Annotated in this window: 18 protein-coding genes; 4 read left to right on the top strand and 14 right to left on the bottom strand. The window is 71.1% G+C overall.

What is annotated here, in order from left to right; all coding sequences use genetic code 11:
• The first annotated feature begins 56 nt into the window (after positions 1-56).
• Entirely contained in the window at positions 57-455 is a 399-nt protein-coding gene (locus ACZ56E_RS20905) for a GNAT family N-acetyltransferase (RefSeq protein ID WP_471216105.1), read from the top strand.
• Here ACZ56E_RS20905 and ACZ56E_RS20900 read toward each other — a convergent pair.
• From ACZ56E_RS20900 to ACZ56E_RS20880, 5 genes are all read right to left on the bottom strand, one after another.
• The gene (locus ACZ56E_RS20900) at positions 452-1186 is read right to left on the bottom strand and encodes a helical backbone metal receptor (protein WP_471216417.1); all 735 of its coding nucleotides are present in this window, start codon (positions 1184-1186) and stop codon (positions 452-454) included. The genes ACZ56E_RS20905 and ACZ56E_RS20900 overlap by 4 nt on opposite strands.
• Before the next feature lie 22 nt (positions 1187-1208).
• Positions 1209-1784 carry a helix-turn-helix domain-containing protein gene (locus ACZ56E_RS20895; protein WP_468611687.1) on the bottom strand — a complete coding sequence of 192 codons (576 nt, stop codon included), beginning with the start codon at positions 1782-1784 and terminating at the stop codon, positions 1209-1211.
• 126 nt (positions 1785-1910) lie between these two features.
• Complete coding sequence (locus tag ACZ56E_RS20890) at positions 1911-2906, bottom strand: hypothetical protein (protein WP_471216103.1); 996 nt, start codon at positions 2904-2906, stop codon at positions 1911-1913.
• A 162-nt stretch (positions 2907-3068) separates the two neighbouring features.
• Complete coding sequence (locus ACZ56E_RS20885; protein WP_471216101.1) at positions 3069-5681, bottom strand: ABC transporter permease/substrate binding protein; 2613 nt, start codon at positions 5679-5681, stop codon at positions 3069-3071.
• Positions 5674-6744: a quaternary amine ABC transporter ATP-binding protein gene (locus tag ACZ56E_RS20880; RefSeq protein ID WP_471216099.1), complete on the bottom strand. Its 1071-nt coding sequence runs from the start codon at positions 6742-6744 to the stop codon at positions 5674-5676. Before ACZ56E_RS20880 ends, ACZ56E_RS20885 begins: the two co-directional genes overlap by 8 nt.
• Positions 6745-7064: 320 nt before the next feature.
• On the opposite strand from ACZ56E_RS20880, the gene ACZ56E_RS20875 reads away from it, so the two are divergent.
• Both ACZ56E_RS20875 and ACZ56E_RS20870 read left to right on the top strand, forming a co-directional pair.
• Positions 7065-7973, top strand: a complete 909-nt coding sequence (locus ACZ56E_RS20875; RefSeq protein ID WP_471216415.1) for a 5'-3' exonuclease — start codon at positions 7065-7067, stop codon at positions 7971-7973.
• A 55-nt stretch (positions 7974-8028) separates the two neighbouring features.
• A complete protein-coding gene (locus ACZ56E_RS20870; RefSeq protein WP_471216097.1) occupies positions 8029-8862 on the top strand; it encodes a siderophore-interacting protein in 834 nt (277 codons plus the stop codon).
• Between the two features lie 149 nt (positions 8863-9011).
• Here the strand turns inward: ACZ56E_RS20870 and ACZ56E_RS20865 are convergent, their stop codons facing one another.
• The gene (locus ACZ56E_RS20865) at positions 9012-9614 is read right to left on the bottom strand and encodes a GNAT family N-acetyltransferase (protein ID WP_471216095.1); all 603 of its coding nucleotides are present in this window, start codon (positions 9612-9614) and stop codon (positions 9012-9014) included.
• Between the two features lie 193 nt (positions 9615-9807).
• Here ACZ56E_RS20865 and ACZ56E_RS20860 point away from each other — a divergent pair, with 193 nt between their 5' ends.
• The gene (locus ACZ56E_RS20860) at positions 9808-10752 is read left to right on the top strand and encodes an RluA family pseudouridine synthase (protein WP_471216093.1); all 945 of its coding nucleotides are present in this window, start codon (positions 9808-9810) and stop codon (positions 10750-10752) included.
• A gap of 3 nt (positions 10753-10755) precedes the next feature.
• On the opposite strand, the gene ACZ56E_RS20855 is transcribed toward ACZ56E_RS20860, so the two are convergent.
• From ACZ56E_RS20855 to tatC, 8 genes are all read right to left on the bottom strand, one after another.
• Positions 10756-12237 carry a cytochrome P450 gene (locus ACZ56E_RS20855; RefSeq protein WP_471216091.1) on the bottom strand — a complete coding sequence of 494 codons (1482 nt, stop codon included), beginning with the start codon at positions 12235-12237 and terminating at the stop codon, positions 10756-10758.
• 62 nt (positions 12238-12299) lie between these two features.
• Positions 12300-12923: a GTP-binding protein gene (locus tag ACZ56E_RS20850; RefSeq protein ID WP_468611696.1), complete on the bottom strand. Its 624-nt coding sequence runs from the start codon at positions 12921-12923 to the stop codon at positions 12300-12302.
• Positions 12904-13317 carry a DUF742 domain-containing protein gene (locus tag ACZ56E_RS20845; protein WP_468611697.1) on the bottom strand — a complete coding sequence of 138 codons (414 nt, stop codon included), beginning with the start codon at positions 13315-13317 and terminating at the stop codon, positions 12904-12906. Before ACZ56E_RS20845 ends, ACZ56E_RS20850 begins: the two co-directional genes overlap by 20 nt.
• Positions 13314-13721 (bottom strand): roadblock/LC7 domain-containing protein, encoded by a 408-nt coding sequence (locus ACZ56E_RS20840; protein WP_362327567.1) that lies wholly within the window; start codon positions 13719-13721, stop codon positions 13314-13316. Before ACZ56E_RS20840 ends, ACZ56E_RS20845 begins: the two co-directional genes overlap by 4 nt.
• Positions 13718-15322: an ATP-binding protein gene (locus tag ACZ56E_RS20835; RefSeq protein WP_468611698.1), complete on the bottom strand. Its 1605-nt coding sequence runs from the start codon at positions 15320-15322 to the stop codon at positions 13718-13720. The genes ACZ56E_RS20840 and ACZ56E_RS20835 overlap by 4 nt, the downstream gene beginning before the upstream one ends.
• 375 nt (positions 15323-15697) lie before the next feature.
• Positions 15698-18508 carry a DEAD/DEAH box helicase gene (locus ACZ56E_RS20830; protein ID WP_471216088.1) on the bottom strand — a complete coding sequence of 937 codons (2811 nt, stop codon included), beginning with the start codon at positions 18506-18508 and terminating at the stop codon, positions 15698-15700.
• Between the two features lie 54 nt (positions 18509-18562).
• Positions 18563-19453 carry a diacylglycerol kinase gene (locus ACZ56E_RS20825; protein ID WP_471216086.1) on the bottom strand — a complete coding sequence of 297 codons (891 nt, stop codon included), beginning with the start codon at positions 19451-19453 and terminating at the stop codon, positions 18563-18565.
• 17 nt (positions 19454-19470) lie between these two features.
• The gene (tatC, locus tag ACZ56E_RS20820; RefSeq protein WP_471216412.1) at positions 19471-20364 is read right to left on the bottom strand and encodes a twin-arginine translocase subunit TatC; all 894 of its coding nucleotides are present in this window, start codon (positions 20362-20364) and stop codon (positions 19471-19473) included.
• Positions 20365-20459 lie beyond the last annotated feature (95 nt).

The following is a 20459-nucleotide window of genomic DNA, read 5'->3' as shown; positions in this document are numbered from 1 at the left end:
TCTCCCGCGGCGGATCTCCTGCGGGGCACGGCGCTCCCCCGCCCTACGATGCCGGCATGACCATCACCTACGAGTGGCGCGGGGAATTCACCGACGCGGCCGTCAACGCCCTGCACGCGGAGGCGTTCGAGCACGCCCCGCTGCCCATCGAGTGGCACGCCCAGGTCCACCGCCACAGCCTCGGCTGGGTCGTGGCCCACGAGGCGGGCAGTCTCGTCGGGTTCGTCAACGTCGCCTGGGACGGCGGGGTCCACGCCTTCGTCCTCGACACGATGGTCGTCCGGGACCGGCGGGGCAGCGGCATCGGCACCGAACTCCTGGCAGCCGCGGCGCGCGGCGCCCGCGCGGCGCGGTGCGAGTGGCTCCACGTCGACTTCGACGAGCACCTGCGCGGTTTCTACTTCGACGCCTGCGGGTTCCGGCCGACGGACGCCGGACTCATCGCGCTGCGCTAGAACTCCCCCGCCGGACGCGCCGCCCGCAGCGCCGCGCCGAGCACCGCGGGAGCCTCCGCGAGCGACGGCCCGTACCAGGTGAGGTGGCGGCCGCTGACCAGGGCGACCGGGGTGTCCGCCGGGAACGCCTCGGGGCCGTCCTCGCGCGTGAAGCGGTACGGCTCGTCGGGAAGCACCACCAAGTCCGGGCCGACCGCCCGCAGTTCCTCGATCGGGACGCGCGGGTACCGCTCGGCGTGCGCGGCGTACGCGTTGTCGACGCCCATGCGCGCGAGCAGGTCTCCCGCGAACGTGTCGCGGCCCAGGACCATCCATGGCCGCCGCCAGATCGGCACCGCCCCGCGCAGGCGGACCGAGGGGGCCGCCCATCCCTGCCACGCCGCCTCCGCGTCCGCCAGCCACCGCGGCCGCCGCTCCGCCCCGCACGCCGCGAGGACGCGGGTCAGCTCGCGGAAGGCCTGGTCCAGCGTCCGCACCTCCGTCACGAGGACCTCGACGCCGGCCGCGCGCAGCGCCGCCAGGTCGGGGGCGCGGTTCTCCTCTTCGTTGGCGACGACGAGGTCGGGCGCGAGGGCGACGATGCGGGGCACGTCGGGGTTCTTCGTGCCGCCCACCCGCCGCACGTCGAGGTCCGCCGGATGGCTGCACCAGTCGGTCGCACCGACCAGCGCCCCCGGCACGGTGACCGCGACCGCCTCGGTCAGCGAGGGCACCAGCGAGACGACCCGCAGCGGGCCACGCGTGAGCGGCACGTCAGCGCCCCCTGTCGTCCACCGCTTCGATGTGGTCCCCCACGGCGATCACCAGGACCCGGGTGTCCGGCACTGTGGCCCGCCAGCGGTGCCGCACCCCGCCCGTGAGGAACAGGGTGTCGCCGCGCCCGAGGCGGTAGGCGCGGCCTTCGGCCTCCATCTCGACGGCGCCCTCGACGACGTACATCAGCTCGTCGTTGCGGTGCTGGAACTCGCGCCCCTCGTCGTGGTCCCCGATGAACTCCAGGGCATGCAGTTGATGGTGGCCGCGCGCCAGTTCCCGTACCCGCGCCTGGGGCGTCGAGCCTTCCAGGTCCGTGGCGTCGTCGGCGCGCACCACCTCGACGGTGCGGGCCGGGTCGGCGGCGGCCAGGAGCTCCACGTCGGTGGTGCACAGCGCGTCGGCGACCCGCTGCAGGGACCGTGAGCTGGGCCGGGCCCGCTCGTTCTCGATCTGGCTGAGGAACGGCACGGAGAGTCCGCTGCGCTCGGCGACGACGGCGAGGGTGAGCTCCAGCTGGCGGCGGCGCCGCCGCACGGCAGAGCCCACCCGGAGGGTCTCCTTGTGCTCATCCATCGCCTCGGCTCCCTTCAGCGCATCGGGCCGCTCTCAACCCTGAGGGGTTTTCTGCACCCTACGCATGTTCGCCAAACGGTTTCGCCCCGTTGCCGGGACCGACCCCCGCAGCTTCTGCCGGTGGAGCTACAGCTTGTGCCAGTAGAGCAGTTGTCCGGCCTCCCCGGGCGCGGAACCCTCAGCCGGTACGAACAGGCTGACGAGCAGGGCCGGACGGCCCCGCGGATCGGTGAGCAGGGTCGCCGACGGGTTGGCGAAGGAGCGGCTGCCGCCGTGCGTGCGGATGTGGAGGCGGTCCGCGCGGCCACTCGGGGGGTCGTAGGCGTACGTGCCCCAGCTGCCGAAGTCGCCCCGCCGCCCCTGCCCCTCGACGAGCACCACGCGCTGCCCGCCGAGCTCGACGGGCGCCCGGTCGCCGATGTTGCCGCCGTTGCCCCAGACGCGCACGGCACGGTCCAGGCGCCGGTCGGGCTCGGCGTGCCAGTGCCGGAAGCCGGTGAGGGTGGCGCGCAGCTGGCGGTCGGTGTCGCAGCCCGCCCGGTAGTGCCCGGTGAGGTGGATGGTGGCGCCGCGCACGGCGGTGACGCTCGGGGTTCCCTCGGCGCAGCGCGAGAGGGTCAGCGGCGCGTCGAAGGCCCGGCGGGCACGCCCGTCGAGCAGCGCCGTGCGGTTCTCGTACGCCCGGACGGCGATGTGGTTGCGCGGGTCCTTCTCGTACGCGAGGACGTAGCCCCCGCGGCCGTCGTGCGCGAGCGAGGCCTGGTGCGTGCCGGGGCCGAAGTCGTGGCGGCGCTGCCAGTGGCGCAGGTCGGTGGAGGTGGCGACGGCTGCGTGGAAGCGGCCGTCGGCGAGGAGCGTGTGGTAGACGGCGAGGTAGCCGCCTGCCGGGTCCTGTTCGATCTGTGCGGCGTCCATGGTGCGGCCGGTGTGGTCCCGCGCGTCGTAGCGGTGCCCGTCGGCGGCGGTCACGTCCTCGGCGAGCGCGGCGAGGCGCGCGGTGCCCGCCGAGGCGGGGGCGGCGTCGGCCCGGGCGAGCTGCGCGACGAGCAGGGCGGTGGCCAGGGCCAGTGCGGCGGCGGCGAGGAAGAGCGCCGTCCTCGGCTGCCTCGCGGTCACGGTCACGGGCGGGGTCTCACGTTCAGGTATGTGTTCGAGCTGGGCCCAGTCGAGGTTATGGAGTGAGCGGCCCGCAGGGAACGCCGGAAGGGGTGGGCTTCGCCACAAGGCGAGGCCCACCCCTTCAGGGAGAGGAAGGGTTCCCCCGGAGGAGAGGAAAGGTTCCGGCTACTTCGCTGCCGTCATCTTCTGCTCGAATCCCGGGTTCTTCTTCAGCCAGGCGTCGACGGCCTCGGGCTCATTGCCCTTGCCCGCCTTGTTGATCTCGTTCTCCAGGCTGGCCAGCTGCTGCTCGCTCATCTTGAAGTCCTTGAGCCACTTCGTGAGCTGCGGGTACTGCTCGGGGAACTTCTTGCTGGAGATGGTGCGGATCGTGTCGCCCTTGCCGAAGCCGCCCTTGGGGTCCTTCAGCTTGGTGAGCTTGTACTCGTTGTACGCCCAGTGCGGTGACCAGAGCAGGACCGCGACCGGCTCCTTCTTGGCGTAGGCCGACTTCAGCTCGGAGAGCATCGCCGGCGTGGAACCGGGGACGATCTTGTACTCCTTGTCGAGGCCGTAGCCGGGGAGCACCTTGTCCTTGAGCGCCGTCATCACACCCGTGCCGGGCTCGATGCCGATGATCTTGCCCTTGAACTTGTCGCCCTTGCCCTTGAGGTCCTCGAGCGACTTCACGTCCTTGACGTAGGACGGGACGGCGATCTCCAGCGACGTCGGGCTGTACCAGGAGCCGAGGTCCTTGAGGTTCGCCTTGTTCTTGTCCCAGTACTGCTTCTGGGCCGTGGGCAGCCAGGCGTCGAGGTCCAGGTCGAGGTCGCCCTGGGCGAGGGCGGTGTAGACCGGGCCGACGTCGGCCGGCGTCAGCTTCATCTTGTAGCCGCGCTTCTCCAGGACGCGCTTCCACAGATTGGTGACGGCGATGTTCTCGTCCCACGCGAAGTACGCGGCGTTCAGCGGACGCTTCGCCTCGGCGGGGGTGGAGTCGTCCGGCAGCGGGGCGAGCTTGTCGACGATGCCGGGGTTCTTCTTCAGCCAGGCACGGACGGCTTCCTGCTGCTTGCCCTTGCCCGCCTTGTTGATCTCCGCCTCAAGACCCGTGAGCTGCTTCTCGCTCATCTTGAAGTCCTTGAGCCACTTGGCGACCAGCGGGTTCTCGTCGGAGAAGCCCTTGCGCGCCAGCGAGTGCACGCCGTCGCCCTTGCCCCAGGCGCCCTTCGGGTCCTTGAGCTTCTTCAGGTCGAAGTCGCTGTACGCCCAGTGCGGCGACCAGAGCGTGGTGACGATCGGTTCCTTCTTGGCGTACGCGCGCTTCAGCTCGGCCAGCATCGCCGGCGTGGAGCCGTCGACGACCTTGTACTCCTTGTCGAGGCCGTACTCCTTGAGGACCTTGTCCTTGAGGAGCCCCATCATGCCGGCGCTCGGCTCGATGCCGACGATCTTGCCCTTGAACTTGCCGCTCTTGCCCTTGAGGTCCTCGAGCGAGTCGACACCCTTCACGTACGAGGGCACGGAGAGCTCCAGCGAGGTCGGGCCGAACCACGAGCCCATGTCCTCCAGCTTGTCGCCGTACTTCTTCCAGTACGCGGCGTGCGTCGTCGGGAGCCACCCGTCGGTCTGGAAGTCGATGCTGCCCTGCGCCAGCGAGGTGTAGAGCGGGCCCGCCTCCAGCTGCTTGGTCTGCGGCTTGTAGCCGCGCTGCTCCAGGATCTCCTTCCAGAGGAAGGTGGAGGCGACGCCCTCGTCCCAGGGGATGTAGCCGATGTTGAGCCGCTTGCCCTGGCCGACGTTCTTGGCGTCCGTGGCGGTGTCCTCGGACTTCGAGCCGCCGAAGATCCCCATGCCGCCCGCGATGAGGGCGAGGACGACCACGCCGACGACCGCGACGGCGGCCTGCGGGCGGTAGGTCCAGATGTTCAGGCCCTGCGCGGCCCGCAGCTTCGCGACGGCGCGCCGGCCCAGCGGGGAGACCTGGGTGCCGAGGGCGCCGGTCATCCGGTCCAGGTAGATCGCCAGGATGACGATGGCGATACCGGCCTCGGAGCCGAGGCCCACGTTGAGCTGGCCGATGGATTCGTTCACGTCGGCGCCGAGGCCCTCCGTGCCGACCATGCCCGCGATGGCGGCCATGGACAGGCCCAGCATGATGACCTGGTTGACACCGGCCATGATCGTGGGCAGGGCGAGGGGCAGCTGGACGCGCAGCAGGATGTTGCGCGGCGTGGTGCCGAACGCGTCGGCGGCCTCGACCAGTTCCTTGTCGACCTGGCGGATGCCCAGCTCCGTCATGCGGACGCCGGGGGCCAGGGCGAAGATCAGGGTGGCGACGATGCCTGCCGGGGCGCCCATCCCGAAGAAGAGGATGGCGGGGATGAGGTAGATCATCGCCGGCAGCGTCTGCATGAAGTCGAGCACCGGGCGGACGATGCCGCTGACCGTGCTGGACCGCGCCGCCCAGATGCCCACGGGCACGGAGATGACCAGCGCGATGACCGTCGAGACGAGCACCAGGGCCAGCGTCATCATCGCGTGGTCCCACAGCTCCAGCGAGACGATGAACGCGAAGCCGGCGAAGGTCAGCACACCGGCGACCACGCCGCGCAGCCAGAACGCGATGACGGCGAAGATGCCCGCGAGCAGCAGCGGCTCGGGCGCCTGGAGCACGTCGGCTATGCCGTCGTAGGCGCCCTGGAAGACGGTCTTGAAGAAGTCGAACAGCCAGGCCATGTGGCTGAGCAGCCAGTCGACGGTGTCGTTGACCCACTCGCCGAACGGAATCCTAGGCACCGCTGACCACCTTCTCGCTCTCCTGCGGCTCGTCCTCGGCGTCCATCGGTTCGCCGAGCACGGCGAGCAGCCTGGCCCGGGGCACGACGCCGACGAGCTTGCCGTCGGCGTCGGTCACGGCGACCGCCACACCGCTGGTGGAGCAGGGCGTGAACAGCTCGATGATCGGGGTGTCCTCGGTGACCGTCGCGGGGGCGTCGGCCCTCACGAAGTCCTCGTCGGGGTCGGCCATGATCGCGCCCGCCGTGAGCACGCGGGAGCGGTCGACGTCCTGCGTGAACGCGGCGACGTAGTCGTTGGCCGGGGTGACGAGGATGTCCTCGGCGGTGCCGATCTGGACGATACGGCCGTCGCGCATGACGGCGATCTGGTCGCCCAGGCGCATGGCCTCGTTGAGGTCGTGGGTGATGAAGACGATGGTCTTCTTCAGCCGCTTCTGGAGCACCAGGAGCTGGTCCTGCATGTCGCGGCGGATCAGCGGGTCGAGCGCGCTGAACGACTCGTCCATGAGGAGCAGGTCGGCGTCGGTGGCGAGCGCGCGGGCGAGGCCCACGCGCTGCTGCATGCCGCCGGACAGCTCGTCGGGCCAGGACTTCTCCCAGCCCTTGAGGCCCGCGAGCTCCAGTGCCTCGGTGGCGCGCTTCTCGCGCTCGGCGCGCGGGACGCCCTGCACCTCGAGGCCGTAGCCGGCGTTCTCCAGGACGCTGCGGTGCGGGAAGAGCGCGAAGTGCTGGAAGACCATGCTGATCTTCTTGGAGCGCACCTCCCGCATCTCGCGGGCGCTCAGTTCGGTCAGGTCCTGACCGTCGAAGCGGACGTGGCCGGCCGTCGGCTCCGACAGTCCGTTGAGCATGCGCAGCAACGTGGACTTGCCGGATCCCGAGAGACCCATGACGACGAAGATCTGGCCCGGCTCGACCTCGAAGGAGGCGTCGATCACGGCAGCGGTGGTGCCGTCGGCGCGCAGCTCCTCTCGGTCGGCTCCGTGGCGGATTTTCTCCACCGCGTCATCGGGTCGTCTGCCGAACACCTTGTACAAGTGCTCGGCCTGCAGCCTGGACACATACACCTCTCGGGTTGAACCAAGACGGCCCGCCTCCCCCGCCGGCGGGCCGTGGAGCGACGCGGCGTCTGCCCGCTTACCGATCGAAAAGTTGAATGCGCGACCGGGTTCGTTCCGGGTGCGCCCCTGCCCCCACTTATGCGAACCAAACTCAGGAGTGACTCAGCTCACATCCGTTGCGTTCTCGGCACGGTGGGGCGCGATGCGCAACGCGGTCGCCTTGTCGGGGCGGCGCGGCCGGGGGCCTCGTGCGCTGCGCGGTCGCGCTGTCGGTGCCGTGCGGCATGATGCGCGATGTGACTCAGCGAACTCGACGGCTCATGCTCCTCGACACGGCGTCCCTCTACTTCCGGGCCTATTTCGGCGTCCCGGAGTCCGTGAAGGCTTCGGACGGCACTCCGGTCAACGCCGTGCGCGGACTGCTCGACTTCATCGCCCGCCTCGTCCAGGACCACCGGCCGGACGACCTTGTCGCGTGCATGGACGCGGACTGGCGCCCGCACTGGCGCGTCGAGCTCATCCCGTCGTACAAGGCGCACCGCGTCGCCGAGGAGGTCGCGCAGGGCCCGGACGCCGAGGAGACCCCCGACACCCTGGCCCCGCAGGTGCCGGTCATCGAGGCCGTCCTCGACGCGCTCGGCATCGCCCGCGTCGGCGTCGAGGCGTACGAGGCGGACGACGTGATCGGCACCTTCGCGGCCCGCGCCACCGGCCCGGTGGACATCGTCACCGGCGACCGCGACCTCTATCAGCTGGTGGACGACAAGCGCGGTATCCGCGTCCTCTATCCCCTGAAGGGCGTCGGCACCCTCCAGACGACGGACGAGGCGTGGCTGCGCGAGAAGTACGGCGTGGACGGGCCCGGCTATGTGGACCTCGCGCTGCTGCGCGGCGACCCGAGCGACGGCCTGCCCGGCGTGCCCGGCATCGGCGAGAAGACGGCGGCCAAGCTCCTGGACGCGTTCGGCGACCTGGCCGGGATCATGGCCGCCGTCGACGACCCGAAGTCGAAGCTCACGCCGTCGCAGCGCAAGCGGCTCGACGAGTCCCGCGCGTATGTGGCGGTCGCGCCGAAGGTCGTGCGGGTGGCGCAGGACGTGCCGCTGCCGGAGGTGGACCTCGCACTCCCCCGCGAGCCGCGCGACCCCGCCACCCTGGACGAGCTGGCGGCCCGCTGGGGCCTCGGCGGCTCACTGACGCGACTGCTCTCCATCCTGGACAACACCTGAGGTGTTAGCTTAGGTAAGCCTAAGTAATTGAGGATCATCAGGGGAGGCCGTCGCCATGACAGAACGTCCGGCACGCAAAGCACCGAAGGCCCATGTCGCGCAGGTCGTGCGCACGGAGCGGCTGACCCCGCACATGCAGCGCGTGATCCTCGGCGGCGAGGGCCTCGCCGAGTTCACGGCGGGCGAGTGCACCGATCACTACGTGAAGCTGCTCTTCGCCGCCGAAGGCGTCACTTACCCGGAACCCTTCGACATACAGCGCATCCGCGAGGAGTTCCCGCGCGAGCAGTGGCCTGTGACGCGGACGTACACCGTGCGCTGGTGGGACGCCGAGACCCGCGAGCTGGCCCTCGACTTCGTCATCCACGGCGACGAGGGCCTCGCGGGACCGTGGGCGCGCGACGTCGAGCCGGGCGCCACGGTCCGCTTCCTCGGCCCCGGCGGCGGGTACGCCCCGGACGCGGCCGCCGACTGGCACCTCCTGGCAGGCGACGAGAGCGCCCTCCCCGCCATCGCCGCCGCGGCCGAAGCACTGCCCCCGGGAGCCGTCGCCCGCATCTTCATCGAGGTCGAGGGCCCCGAGGAGGAGCAGAAGATCGCGACGGACGCGGAAATCGTCTGGCTGCACCGCGGCGACCGCCCGGTAGGCCGCCTCCTGGTCGAAGCCGTCCGCGCACTGGAGTTCCCCGAGGGCGACCTCCACGCCTTCGTCCACGGCGAGGCAGGCTTCGTGAAGGAACTGCGCCGCTACCTCCGCATGGACCGCGAGGTACCCCGCGAGCGCCTCTCCATCTCCGGCTACTGGCGCCTCGGCCACAACGAAGACGGCTGGCAGGCCTCGAAGCGCGAGTGGAACGCCCAGGTGGAGGCGGAGCAGGAGCGGGCGTAACCCCGTTTCGCGGGGTGCCGCGTGAGCGAGCCCGTACCCGGCCGGCGGGCCGGCCGCCGTCGGGGGCCGCCGCCGGCAGGCGCGTCTGCGCCCCTGGGACAGCCGACTCCCGTCACCCCGGCGGGGGCGCCTCCCCGGGAGATGCCGCGTCACGGTGACGCCGTCGGCCCGTCGTCCCTGATCCGGGCATGCAAATGCATGTCGTGCCAGCCGTCCTCGTGCAGCAGTGCGCTCCGTTTCGTGCCCTCCGGTGCGAAACCCGTTTTGAGGGCCACCCGGCACGACGCCTCGTTCGCCGTCGAGTGGGTCAACTCCAGGCGGTGCAGGCCCACTTCGTCGAAGGCCCAGGCCGTGAGTGCCGTGACGGCGCGTGGGGCGATACCCAGGCCGCGTGCCGACGGCATCGTCCAGTACGCGATCTCCGCCTGGCCGTCGCCGAGGACGATGCACCGCAGGGCGACCCGGCCGACGACCTCGCCGGTGCCTGCGTCGGCGACCGCCCAGTACGCGTCGCGCTCGTCCGCCCAGGCCTTGCGCCAGCCCTCTATCCAGCCCCGCGCCTCGCTCTCCGAGTCGGCCACGCGCGCGTGCCAGCGCTGCATCACGGGGTCCTGGAACGCCTCGTACACGGCGGGCGCGTCCTCCGTCTCCCAGGGACGGACGACCAGGCCGCCCCCCGCGACGGGAAGCGTCGGTTGCGGGCGGCGGGCGAGGGTGCCGGCCGCGACGATGTCGGAGATCTTGAAAGGCATGGGCGCATCGTGCCAGTGGGGCCCAGGTGACGGCAGTGGATTTCCGGGGCGCACATGAGCCCCCGGATCCCGCACCCGCGCGCCCGGCACACCATCCGCCCCCGAAGCCCCACGAACACACCCCGCCACCACCGCCCGCCCCCGTGACCTGCGCCGTCCCCCCTCGTACGCCGCCCCGTACGCTGACCCCCTGATGACACGCAAGCCCCGCATCCCGCCCGCCCCGCTCCCCCAGCGCGACGGCGTCGACCCCACCCGGGTCAGACTGCCGGCCGACGGGACGTGGCCCACCGTGCGCGACCACCTCGTGGAGCGGCTCGCGGCGGGGCCGGGCGTCATCGACGCGATGCTGCGGGACGGCAGGATCGTCGGCGAGGACGGCGCACCGGTGTCCCCCGACGCGCCCTACGCACCGGGAGCCTTCGTCTGGTTCCACCGGGACCTCCGCCCGGAGGTCCCCGTGCCGTTCCCCCTCGACATCGTCCACCGCGACGAGCACATCGTCGTCGTGGACAAGCCGCACTTCCTCGCGACGATGCCGCGCGGCAGCCACGTCACCCAGACCGCCCTCGCCCGGCTGCGCAAGGAGCTCGGCATCCCGACGCTCGGCGCCGCACACCGCCTGGACCGGCTGACCGCCGGACTGCTCCTGTTCACCGTGCGGCCCGAGGAACGCGGCGCGTACCAGACGCTGTTCAGCGACCGCCGCGTACAGAAGGAGTACGAGGCCGTGGCCCCGTACGACCCGGACGTACCGCTCCCGCGGACCGTGCGCAGCCACATCGTCAAGGAGCGCGGAATCATCGCGGCGTACGAGGTTGCGGGCGCGGCGCCGAACAGCGAGAGCCGGATCGAGCTCGTCGAGCACCGCGCCGGCCTCGGCCGCTACCGCCTCACCCCGCACACCGGCCGCACCCACCAACTCCGCGTCCACATGAACGCGTTGGGCCTGCCGATCCTCGGCGACCCGGTCTACCCCGTGGTGGCAGGACCCGTGCCGCCGGACGACTTCCGGCGGCCCCTGCAACTCCTGGCGCGCGTCCTGGAGTTCACGGATCCGGTCACGGGCGTCGCCCACCGCTTCGTCAGCGGGCGGACTCTGAGCGCCTGGTCGGCGTACGACACCTGGGCGCGGTAGCCGTCAGTAGCCGCGCCACCAGCTGAGGAAGCGCTGCCAGACCCCCTTGGGCCGAGCGGCCTCGGGGCTCGCGGCCGGAGCGGCGGCCGCCGGCCGGGCCGCAGGGGCAACGGCCTCCGGCTTGCGCGGCGGCGGGGACGACACCTGCCAGTCCCTGCGCGGCGCCGGCATCTGCGCCGAGGGGCGGGCCGTCACGTCCTGCGGGGGTCGCGGCGCGAACTTGACCGGCAGCTCCACCAGATGCCGGGACATGATCGACGCCGTCCACCGCAACTCGCTCTCGTCGATGTCCAGTTCGACGTCCGGCAGCCGCATCAGGAGCGCGTCGACACCGGTGTCCGCGATGGCGCGGCCGATGTCCTGGCCCGGACACTCGTGCGGCCCGCCGCCGAACGCGAGGTGCGAGCGGTTGCCCTGCATGTTGGCGGCGAGATCGGGCCGTACGACCGGATCGACGTTGCCCGGCGCGATGCCCATGATCAGGCCGTCGCCCGCCCGGATCCGCTGCCCGCCGAGCTGCGTGTCCTGCTTGGCGAAGTAGCCGATCATCGCGCTGAACGGCGGCTCGTCCCACAGCGACTGCTCGACCGCCTCGGGGACCGTCATCTGGCCGCCGCTGAGCTGGGCGCGGAAGCGCGGGTCGGTGAGGACCATCCGCAGGACGTTCGCGATGAGGTTGGCGGTGGCCTCGTACGCGGCGATGAGCACCAGGCGCAGATGCGCGCCGACCTCGTCGTCCGTGAGCTGCGCCGGATGCGCGATGAGATTGCTGGTGAAGTCCTCCTCGGGGTTGGCGCGGCGCCGCGCCACGAGCCCCATCAGGACCTCCATCACGTACGCATTGCTGGCGATGGCGGTGTCGGTGCCCTTGATCATGTCGCGGGCCGACTGCACCATGCGCTCGTTGTACTCCTCGGGCATGCCGAGGACGTGGCACATCACCATCATCGGCAGATGCTCGGCGAACCGGCTGACGAGGTCGGCGCGGCCGTCCTGGCAGAAGTCGTTGAGGAGGTGGTTGGTGTAGCGGTTGATGTAGCGGCGGATGCCGCGGTGGTCGATGCCCGACATGGCGCCGGTGACCGCGCCGCGCAGCCGCTGGTGCTCGTCGCCCTCGACGAAGCTGCACATCGGCTGCCAGGTGAAGACGGGCGCGAGCGGGTGGTCGAGCCCCGCCGAGCCGTCCTGCACCGCCCGCCAGCGGCGCGAGTCGCGCGTGTACTGCGAGGGGGTGCGGACCATGTGGAGGTTCTCGCTGTGGCCGAGCACCGCCCACATCGGCACGTCGTTGTGGATCAGGACGGGCGCCACCGCGCCGTGCTCGGCGCGCAGCTTCTCATACAGGCCCGCCAGGTCGGCGTCCGCCTCGGGGCCGTACAGCCGGCGCAGGCCGCCGGGGCCGAGTCCGTGGGCGGGACAGCCGACGGGGGGCTCGGCGGCCGGGTCGCCGGTGCCGGGCCAGGAGGGGGAGGCAGGAGTCGTCACGGTCGTCGCTCCGGGTTTCGCTGAAGGGGTCCGGGTTGCTGGATACGGGGGTGCGGGTGCGGTCAGACGCGGGTCGCCGTCAGGGAGTGGAGATAGCGCATCAGGGTCATCAGGACGTCCCGGCTGGACTCCCTGCGGCGGGCGTCGCACGCCATGATCGGCACGGCCGGTTCCAGGTCGAGCGCCCTGCGGAGCGTCTCGACCGGGTGGACGGGCGCGTCCGGGAAGTCGTTGACGGCCACGACGAACGGCACACCGCGCTCCTCCAGGCGGCCGATCACGTCGAAGCTGACCTCGAGGCGGCGGGTGTCGATGAGCACGACCGCGCCGAGCGCGCCTTCGAAGAGGCCGTTCCACAGGAACCAGAAGCGTTCCTGGCCCGGGGTGCCGAAGAGGTAGAGGACGAGCTCCTCGGAGATGCTGATGCGCCCGAAGTCCATCGCCACGGTGGTGGCCGTCTTGGACTCGGAGCCGTAGTTGTCGTCGACCCCGATGCCCGCCTGGGTCATGGTCTCCTCGGTGGTCAGCGGGCGGATCTCGCTGACCGAGCCGACCATCGTCGTCTTGCCGACCCCGAAGCCGCCCACGATCACGACCTTCACGGCGGCCGTGGCGGTGTGCGGCAGGACGTCCTCACTGCGCGGGCCGGAGATCGTGTCGGTGGTCTCAGAGTTTCTGAAGTCCATGCATCACCGCTTCGAGGAGGGATCGGTCGGGGAGCGCGGAGCGGACGATGGGGGCGCGCGCCTGGACGAGCTCGGTCGCCAGTAACTCCGTCAGGACGACGGTCACGACGCTGAACGGCAGCGCCATGTAGGCCGAGAGCTCGGCGACGGACAGCGGAGTCGTGCACAGCCGCAGGATCGCGGAGTGCTCCGGCTGCGCCATGGGGGACGCCTCGCCCTGCGCGACGATCAGGGTGACGAGGTCGAGCGGGGCCCGCTCGGAGTCCTCGCCGGTGAGGATGTACAGCCGCTCCGGGTTCTCGGGGCTGCGGCGCTCCCGCTGCGGGGGCGTGCCGTGGTCCGGCGGGCCCGCGCCCCGCTCCGAGCCGTGGGAGGAGTCTTGCGGAGGAGTCATACGGCCTGCCCGTCACGCCTGGGCGGACTCGTCAGGTGCGCCCCGATACGGACGACGAGGTCGCGCATGCGGGTGCCGATGAGGCCCGCGTCGACGGTCTCGTCGGCGAGCACGGCGAGGTAGGCGCCCGCGCCCGCTGCCATCAGGTAGAAGTAGCCGCCGTCGATCTCGATGATGACCATCTTCATGCCGCCGTCGCTGTGCGGGATCTCGGTGGCGACGGCGGCGGCGAGGGACTGGAGCCCCGCGCAGGCCGCGGCGATGCGGTCGGCCGCGTCGGGGTCGCCGCCGTAGCGCGCGATGCGCAGGCCGTCGGCGGAGAGCACCACGATCTGCCGGGTCTGCGGCACCCCGTCGGCGAGTTCCTTCAGCATCCAGTCGAAGTTGGCGCGTTGCTGGATCACTGCCAGTCCCTCTCGTCGGCGCTGCCGTGGTTGTTCTGCGGAGGCACCGGATCGGGGCCGTCCGGCTGGTCGTCTCCCTTGACGCCCTTCATGAACGCCTCGATCCACAGGCCCGGTTCGGGATCGTCCCGCTTGGGCGCGGGCGGGGGCGGCGCGGTGGCGGCGGCGTGGGCCTCGGCGATCCGCTGGGCCTCGGCCTCCTGGGCGTACCGCTCCTTGAGGGAGATCTTGACGCGGCTGCGGCGCTGCGGCAGGCCGCCCGAGGTCCACTCGGTGACCTCGGGGACGTCGTCCTCCACGGTCGCGGTCGCGGTGAGCGGGGAGCGCAGCGGCGGGCCCGCGGTGACGACGCGCGGCTTCTTGCGGCGGATGTTGCGGGCGGGCTCCTCGATGGTCCGTCCCGCGTTGTCCACGCGCGGCACGGCGGAGGCGCCGATGCCGTGGGCGAGGCCGGGCGCGGGCCCGGTGGTCATCATCTCGCGCGGCACGATGAGCACCGCGCGGACCCCGCCGTACGCGGACTGCCGCAGGGAGACCTGGAGGTTGTACATCTGCGAGAGGCGGCCGACGACGGCCATGCCGAGGCGGGGCGTCTCACCGAGGTCGTTGAGGTCGATGCCGGCCTGTGCCTGGGCCAGCATGCGCTCGGCGCGGGCCCGCGCCTCCTCGCTGAGGCTGACGCCGCCGTCCTCGATCTCGACGGCGATGCCGGTCTGCACCTCGACGGCGGTGACGTGCACCTTGGTCTGCGGGGGCGAGTACCGGGTGGCGTTGTCGAGGAGCTCGGCGCAGGCGTGGATGAGCGGCTCGACGGACGTGCCGTGGATGGCGACGTCGGCGATGGAGTGCAGTTCGACGCGCGGGTAGTCGAGAATCCGGGACATCGCGCCGCGCAACACGCTGAACAGCGGTACGGGCTTGGGCCACTGGCGGCCGGGGCGGGCGCCGCCGAGCACCGCGATGGAGTCGGCGAGCCGGCCGATCAGGGCGGTGCCGTGGTCGATGCGCAGGAGGTCGTCGAAGACCTCGGGGTTGCGGCCGTGGAACTCCTCCATTTCGCGCAGTTCGGCGGCCTGCTGGTGGACGATCGACTGGACGCGCCGGGCGATGTTGACGAAGGCGCGCTGCGCGGACTCGCGCATCGCTTCCTCGTGGTCCAGGGTGTCGAGGACGGAGCGCAGCAAGTCGCGCTGCGAGTCGGGGAGTTCGCGGTAGGCCTCGCTCTTGTCGACGACGTTGCGGATCACTTCGGCGGGCGCTTCGCCCTGCCGCAGCCGCCAGACCGCGTCGGGCAGGATCTCCCGGCCGAGGCGGACGGTCTCGTCGTCGTGGGACGCGACGCGCCGTTCGAGGTTGGCGAGTCGCTGTGCGTACTGCGTGCGCTGCCTCCGGATGGTCCGGCCGCGGCGTACCGCCTCGGCGCCGACCGCGACGACCATGAGGGTCGCGACGGCGCCGCACCAGCCGACGGCGGTCCTGGCCGGCTCCGCCACCGAGGCGACGGCGGCTCCGGTCGCCGCCGCCATCAGCATGGCGGGCAACAACAACACGCGCGCGTAAGGGACTTCTCGGCCACCGGGAGGCGATTGAACACTCACCATGTATGCCCTCTGAACACTCGTCTTGGGGGATATGACGTCTTTAGGGGATGACGGAACATGTTTTTGGGGATGACGAAACGAACGATCGGAAGATTTGGGAACAAGCGCGCGAATAATGCCGCAACTCGTTTCAACTCGCCGCGCTCCGGGCGAGCTTAGTCCGCCGAAATCATCGCCGAGTCATATTCGGCAACCCCCTGCAAAGGGCTCGTCGAGGGGCATACACTCTGCCCTTTTGCACGCGTCGCAACCCTTCGAACACATGGAGTAACGCCGAGAGGGCATACGGAACGGGCGCGTCCGCCGACCGGTCGGTCGAGGAACGCGCCCGTGTTCAGCCGCTGAGGCGGCCCGTCTTCAGCCGCTGCCGCGGTCTCAGCCCACCGAGCTGTACGCCACGACGCCGCGCAGGAGTTGGTCGACGGCCTTGCGGGCGTTCTTCGCGACCGTGCTGCCCTCGCGCGGCGCCGCCGCGGAGATCTGGCCGAGGACGTCGATGACCTGCTTGGACCAGCGCACGAAGTCACCGGCCGGCATCTCGGCCTCGCGCAGCACCTCGTCGAGGCCCTTGTCGCTCGCCCACATGTACGCCGCCCAGGCGAAACCGAGGTCGGGCTCGCGCTGCCCCACACCCTCGGTCTGGCTGATCTTGAACTCCTCCTCGAGGCCGTCGAGCCGGCCCCAGATGCGCACCATCTCGCCCAGCGCCGCCTTCGCCGCACCGGACGGCAGCTTGGGCGCGAGCGCGTCGTCGCCGACTCGCGACTCGTAGACCAACGCCGAGACGCACGCGGCCAGTTCCGCCGGGTTCAGCCCCTCCCACACGCGGGCGCGCAGGCATTCGCTGGCCAGCAGGTCCAGCTCGCCGTACAACCGGGCGAGCCGTTTGCCGTGCTCGGTGACCTCGTCACCGCGGAGGTAGTCGAGCTCGGTGAGGAGCGCGACGATACGGTCGAAGGTGCGGGCGATGGTGTTCGTCCGCCCCTCGATGCGGCGCTCCAGCTGCGCGGTGTCGCGCTTGAGGCGGTGGTACCGCTCGGCCCAGCGGGCGTGGTCCTCGCGCTCGTCGCAGCCGTGGCAGGGGTGGGCGCGCAGCTCGGTGCGCAGCCGTGCGATCTCCTGGTCGTCCGCGGCCGCCGCGCGCCCCTTGCGGTGCCGGTCGGGGACGATGTGCCCGGCCTTGGTGCGCAGCGCGGACGCCAGGTCGCGGCGGGACTGCGGCGAGCGGGCGTTGAACGACTTGGGGATGCGCATCCGCTCAAGCGCCTCGACGGGCACCGGGAAGTCCATCGACGCGAGCCGCTTGACCTGCCGCTCGGCGGTGAGCACCAGCGGCCGCGGCCCGTCCACGTGGTCGAACCCGCGGTGGCCGTTGGCCCGCCCGGCGGGCAGACCCGGGTCGAGGACGAGCGCGAGGCCCGCGTACTTCCCCGTGGGGACGTGGATGACGTCCCCCGGCTTGAGCTTCTCCAGCGCGGCGGCGGCAGCGGCCCTGCGCTGGGCGGCGCCCTGCTTGGCGAGCTCCGTCTCGCGGTCCTTGAGCTCGCGGCGCAGCCGCGCGTACTCCTCGAAGTCGCCCAGGTGGCAGGTCATGGAGGCGTGGTAGCCCTCCAGGCCCTCTTCGTTCTTCTGCACCTGGCGGGAGATCCCGACGACCGACTTGTCGGCCTGGAACTGCGCGAAGGACGTCTCCAGGAGCTCGCGCGAGCGGTGCCGCCCGAACTGCTCGACCAGATTCACCGCCATGTTGTACGACGGCTTGAAGCTGGAGCGCAGCGGATACGTCCGCGTGCCCGCGAGGCCCGCCAGATGCTCGGGGCTCATGGCGCGCTGCCAGAGCACCACGGCGTGGCCCTCGACGTCGATGCCGCGGCGACCGGCACGGCCGGTCAGCTGTGTGTACTCGCCCGGGGTGATGTCGGCGTGCTGCTCGCCGTTCCACTTCACGAGCTTCTCGAGGACCACGCTGCGCGCGGGCATGTTGATGCCGAGGGCGAGGGTCTCGGTGGCGAAGACGGCCTTGACGAGGCCGCGCACGAACAGCTCCTCGACGACCTCCTTGAAGGTGGGCAGCATGCCCGCGTGGTGCGCCGCGATGCCGCGCTCCAGCCCCTCCAACCATTCGTAGTAGCCGAGGACATGGAGGTCCTCGTTCGGAATGGAGCTCGTGCGCTCCTCGACGATCTCGCGGACGGTCATCCGCGCCTCGTCGTCGTTCAGCCGGAGGCCCGCGTACAGACACTGCTGCACCGCGGCCTCGCAGCCCGCGCGGCTGAAGATGAACGTGATCGCGGGCAGCAGGCCCTCGGCGTCGAGCCGCTCGATGACCTCGGGGCGGCCCGGCGTCCAGATCCGCGACCGCTGGCGGCGCTCCCGCTCGCGGTCGGCCTCGCGGATCATCTTGCCCTTGCGGCGGTCGCGGGGGTTGTACGAACGGCTGGCCTCCATGCGCGCCATGCGCGTGAGGTCCGGATTGACCGCCTTCTTGTGGCCCTCGCCCTCCTCGAAGAGGTCGTACATCCGACGGCCGGCCAGGACGTGCTGGAAGAGGGGCACGGGCCGGTGCTCGGAGACGATCACTTCTGTGTCGCCGCGGACGGTGTCGAGCCAGTCGCCGAACTCCTCCGCGTTCGACACGGTGGCCGAGAGGGAGACCAGGGTCACCGACTCCTGGAGGTGGATGATCACTTCCTCCCAGACGGCGCCGCGGAAGCGGTCCGAGAGGTAGTGCACCTCGTCCATGACCACATAGCCGAGGTTCAGCAACGACTGCGAGCCCGAATACAGCATGTTCCGCAGGACTTCGGTGGTCATGACGACCACCGGGGCGTCGCTGTTGACGCTGTTGTCGCCGGTGAGCAGGCCGACCTTGTCCGCGCCGTACCTCTTGGAGAGGTCGGCGTACTTCTGGTTGGAGAGCGCCTTGATGGGCGTGGTGTAGAAACACTTCTTGCCCTGGAGCAGGGCGAGGTGCACGGCGAATTCGCCGACGATCGTCTTGCCCGAGCCGGTGGGGGCGGCCACGAGCACGCCCTTGCCCGCCTCCAGCGCCTGGCAGGCCTCGATCTGGAAGGGGTCGAGGCCGAATTCGTACATCTCGCGGAAGGACGCGAGTGCGGTGGCCTGCTCGGCAGCGCGCTTGCGCGCCGCCGCGTACCGCTCGGCCGGTGAGAGGTCCTCTGTCATCGTGCTTTCGAGACTACCGGCCACCACTGACAACGGACGATCATTATCGTCGGCTCATGTGGCCAGGACCCGCACCGCCCCCGGCACGCACTCGGCGCTCAGCGGCAGCGCGCCGAGCGGCTCCCCGTCGGCGTACCCGGTGACGCCGGGCGCGGACAGCTCCACCGCGGCGGCCCGGTACACGGTGACCTTCGGATGGTCGAGGTGCGTGCCCCGGTAGACCCGCGGGAAGACCTTCAGCAGCGTCGTACGGCTGCAGCGGCCGACCACGGTGATGTCGAAGAGACCGTCGCCCAGGTCGGCACCGGCGCAGATCCGCATGCCACCGCCGTACGACGATCCGTTGCCGACCGCGACCAGCGTGGCCTCGACTTCGTGGACGTCACCGCCGTCCAGGGTGATGCGGTACGGGATCGGCTTGAGGGCGGCCAGCTCGGCGACCATCGCGAGGTCGTACTTGAAGCGCCCCGTGGGCCACCGCATCCGGTTGCCCCGGTCGTTCACGCGTGAGTCGAAGCCCGAGGCGAGCACCGTCCCGAACCAGGTCCCGCCGGACCTGCCCAGGTCGACATCGCGGGTGCGCGCCCCCTTGAGCGCCTCCGCCACGACCTCCCCCGCGGCGGCGGGATCGCGCACCGGGAGGCCGAGTGCCCGCGCGAAGTCGTTGCCGGTCCCCACCGCGATCACCCCGAGCGGGGTGCCCGTCCCTGCGACGGCCTGCAGCGCGAGGCTCGCCATGCCGTCGCCGCCGACGGCTATCAGCGCGCCCGTGCCGCCGTCGACGGCATCGCGGGCCCGCCGCAGCGCGTCGGGGGCGTCCTCACCGATGACGGTTCGCACGGAGAAGCCGCGGGCCCGCAACGCGGAAGCGGCCGGCTGCGCCGCGTGGGCGCCCCGGCCGCGGCCCGCGGTGGGATTGACGAAGAGGGTGATCTCGCTGGTCACGGCCGGACCCTACAAGGTCAGGTCACGTCATCGAAACCGTTCACACGATGATCGGCCCGACCGGTGCCCGCCTGTTCCGGCAGCGCCTGCGGCGACCGCACCGATTCCACCTCGCCGACGGCCTCGGGCGTGAGGTCGATGTCGGAGGCCTCGTCGTCGTCGAGCTCGGCGTCCGGGTCGTTGCGACGGCGGCGGGCGTCGTTCAGGAAGGAGATGCCGACGGCCATGAAGTACAGGACGACGATCGGTCCCGCGAGCGCGATCATGCCGACGGGGTCGGTGGTCGGGGTCGCCACGGCGCCGAAGATGAAGACGCCCATGACCACGCCGCGCCACCACGTGAGCATGCGGCGGCCGGTCACCATCCCGGTCATGTTGAGCATCACCAGGAGCAGGGGCAACTCGAAGGAGATGCCGAAGACGAGGACCATCCTGACGGTGAAGTCGAGGATTTTGTCCATCGGCAGCAGGTTCTCGGCGCCGTCGGGCGTGATGCCGAGCAGGACGCGCATGCTGACCGGGAGGATCGTGTACGCCAGCCAGGCGCCACCGAAGAAGAGCGGCACGGCGGCGGAGACGAACCAGTAGGTGTACTTCCGCTCGTGCTTGTGCAGGCCGGGCGCGACGAACGCCCACAGCTGGTACAGCCAGACCGGGCTCGACACGATGATGCCGACCATGAGGCTGACCTTCACCGTGGTGGTGAAGGGCGACAGCAGGTCGTTGAACGTGACCTTCGCGCAGTGGCCGCCGGTCTCCTTCATGCCGGGCTCGCAGCGCGGCACCGGATCAGCCAGGAACTCCATCAGCTCCTGGCTGTAGAAAGCCGCCACGATCGATACGACCGTGATGGCGAGGAGCCCCTTCGCGAGCCGGTTGCGGAGCTCGCGCAGGTGCTCCGCGAGGGACATCCGCCCCTCGGGGTCCTTCTCCTTCTTGCGGGCAGACTTGAGCAACCCACGTCCTCATCTCGTGCGGCAGGCCGGCCGTCGTCGCCGGCCTTGGA

Source organism: Streptomyces sp. NPDC039480 (genome assembly GCF_055597165.1).
The sequence above is the reverse complement of the archived record's forward strand: the minus strand, read 5'-3'. Positions and strand labels throughout refer to the sequence as shown.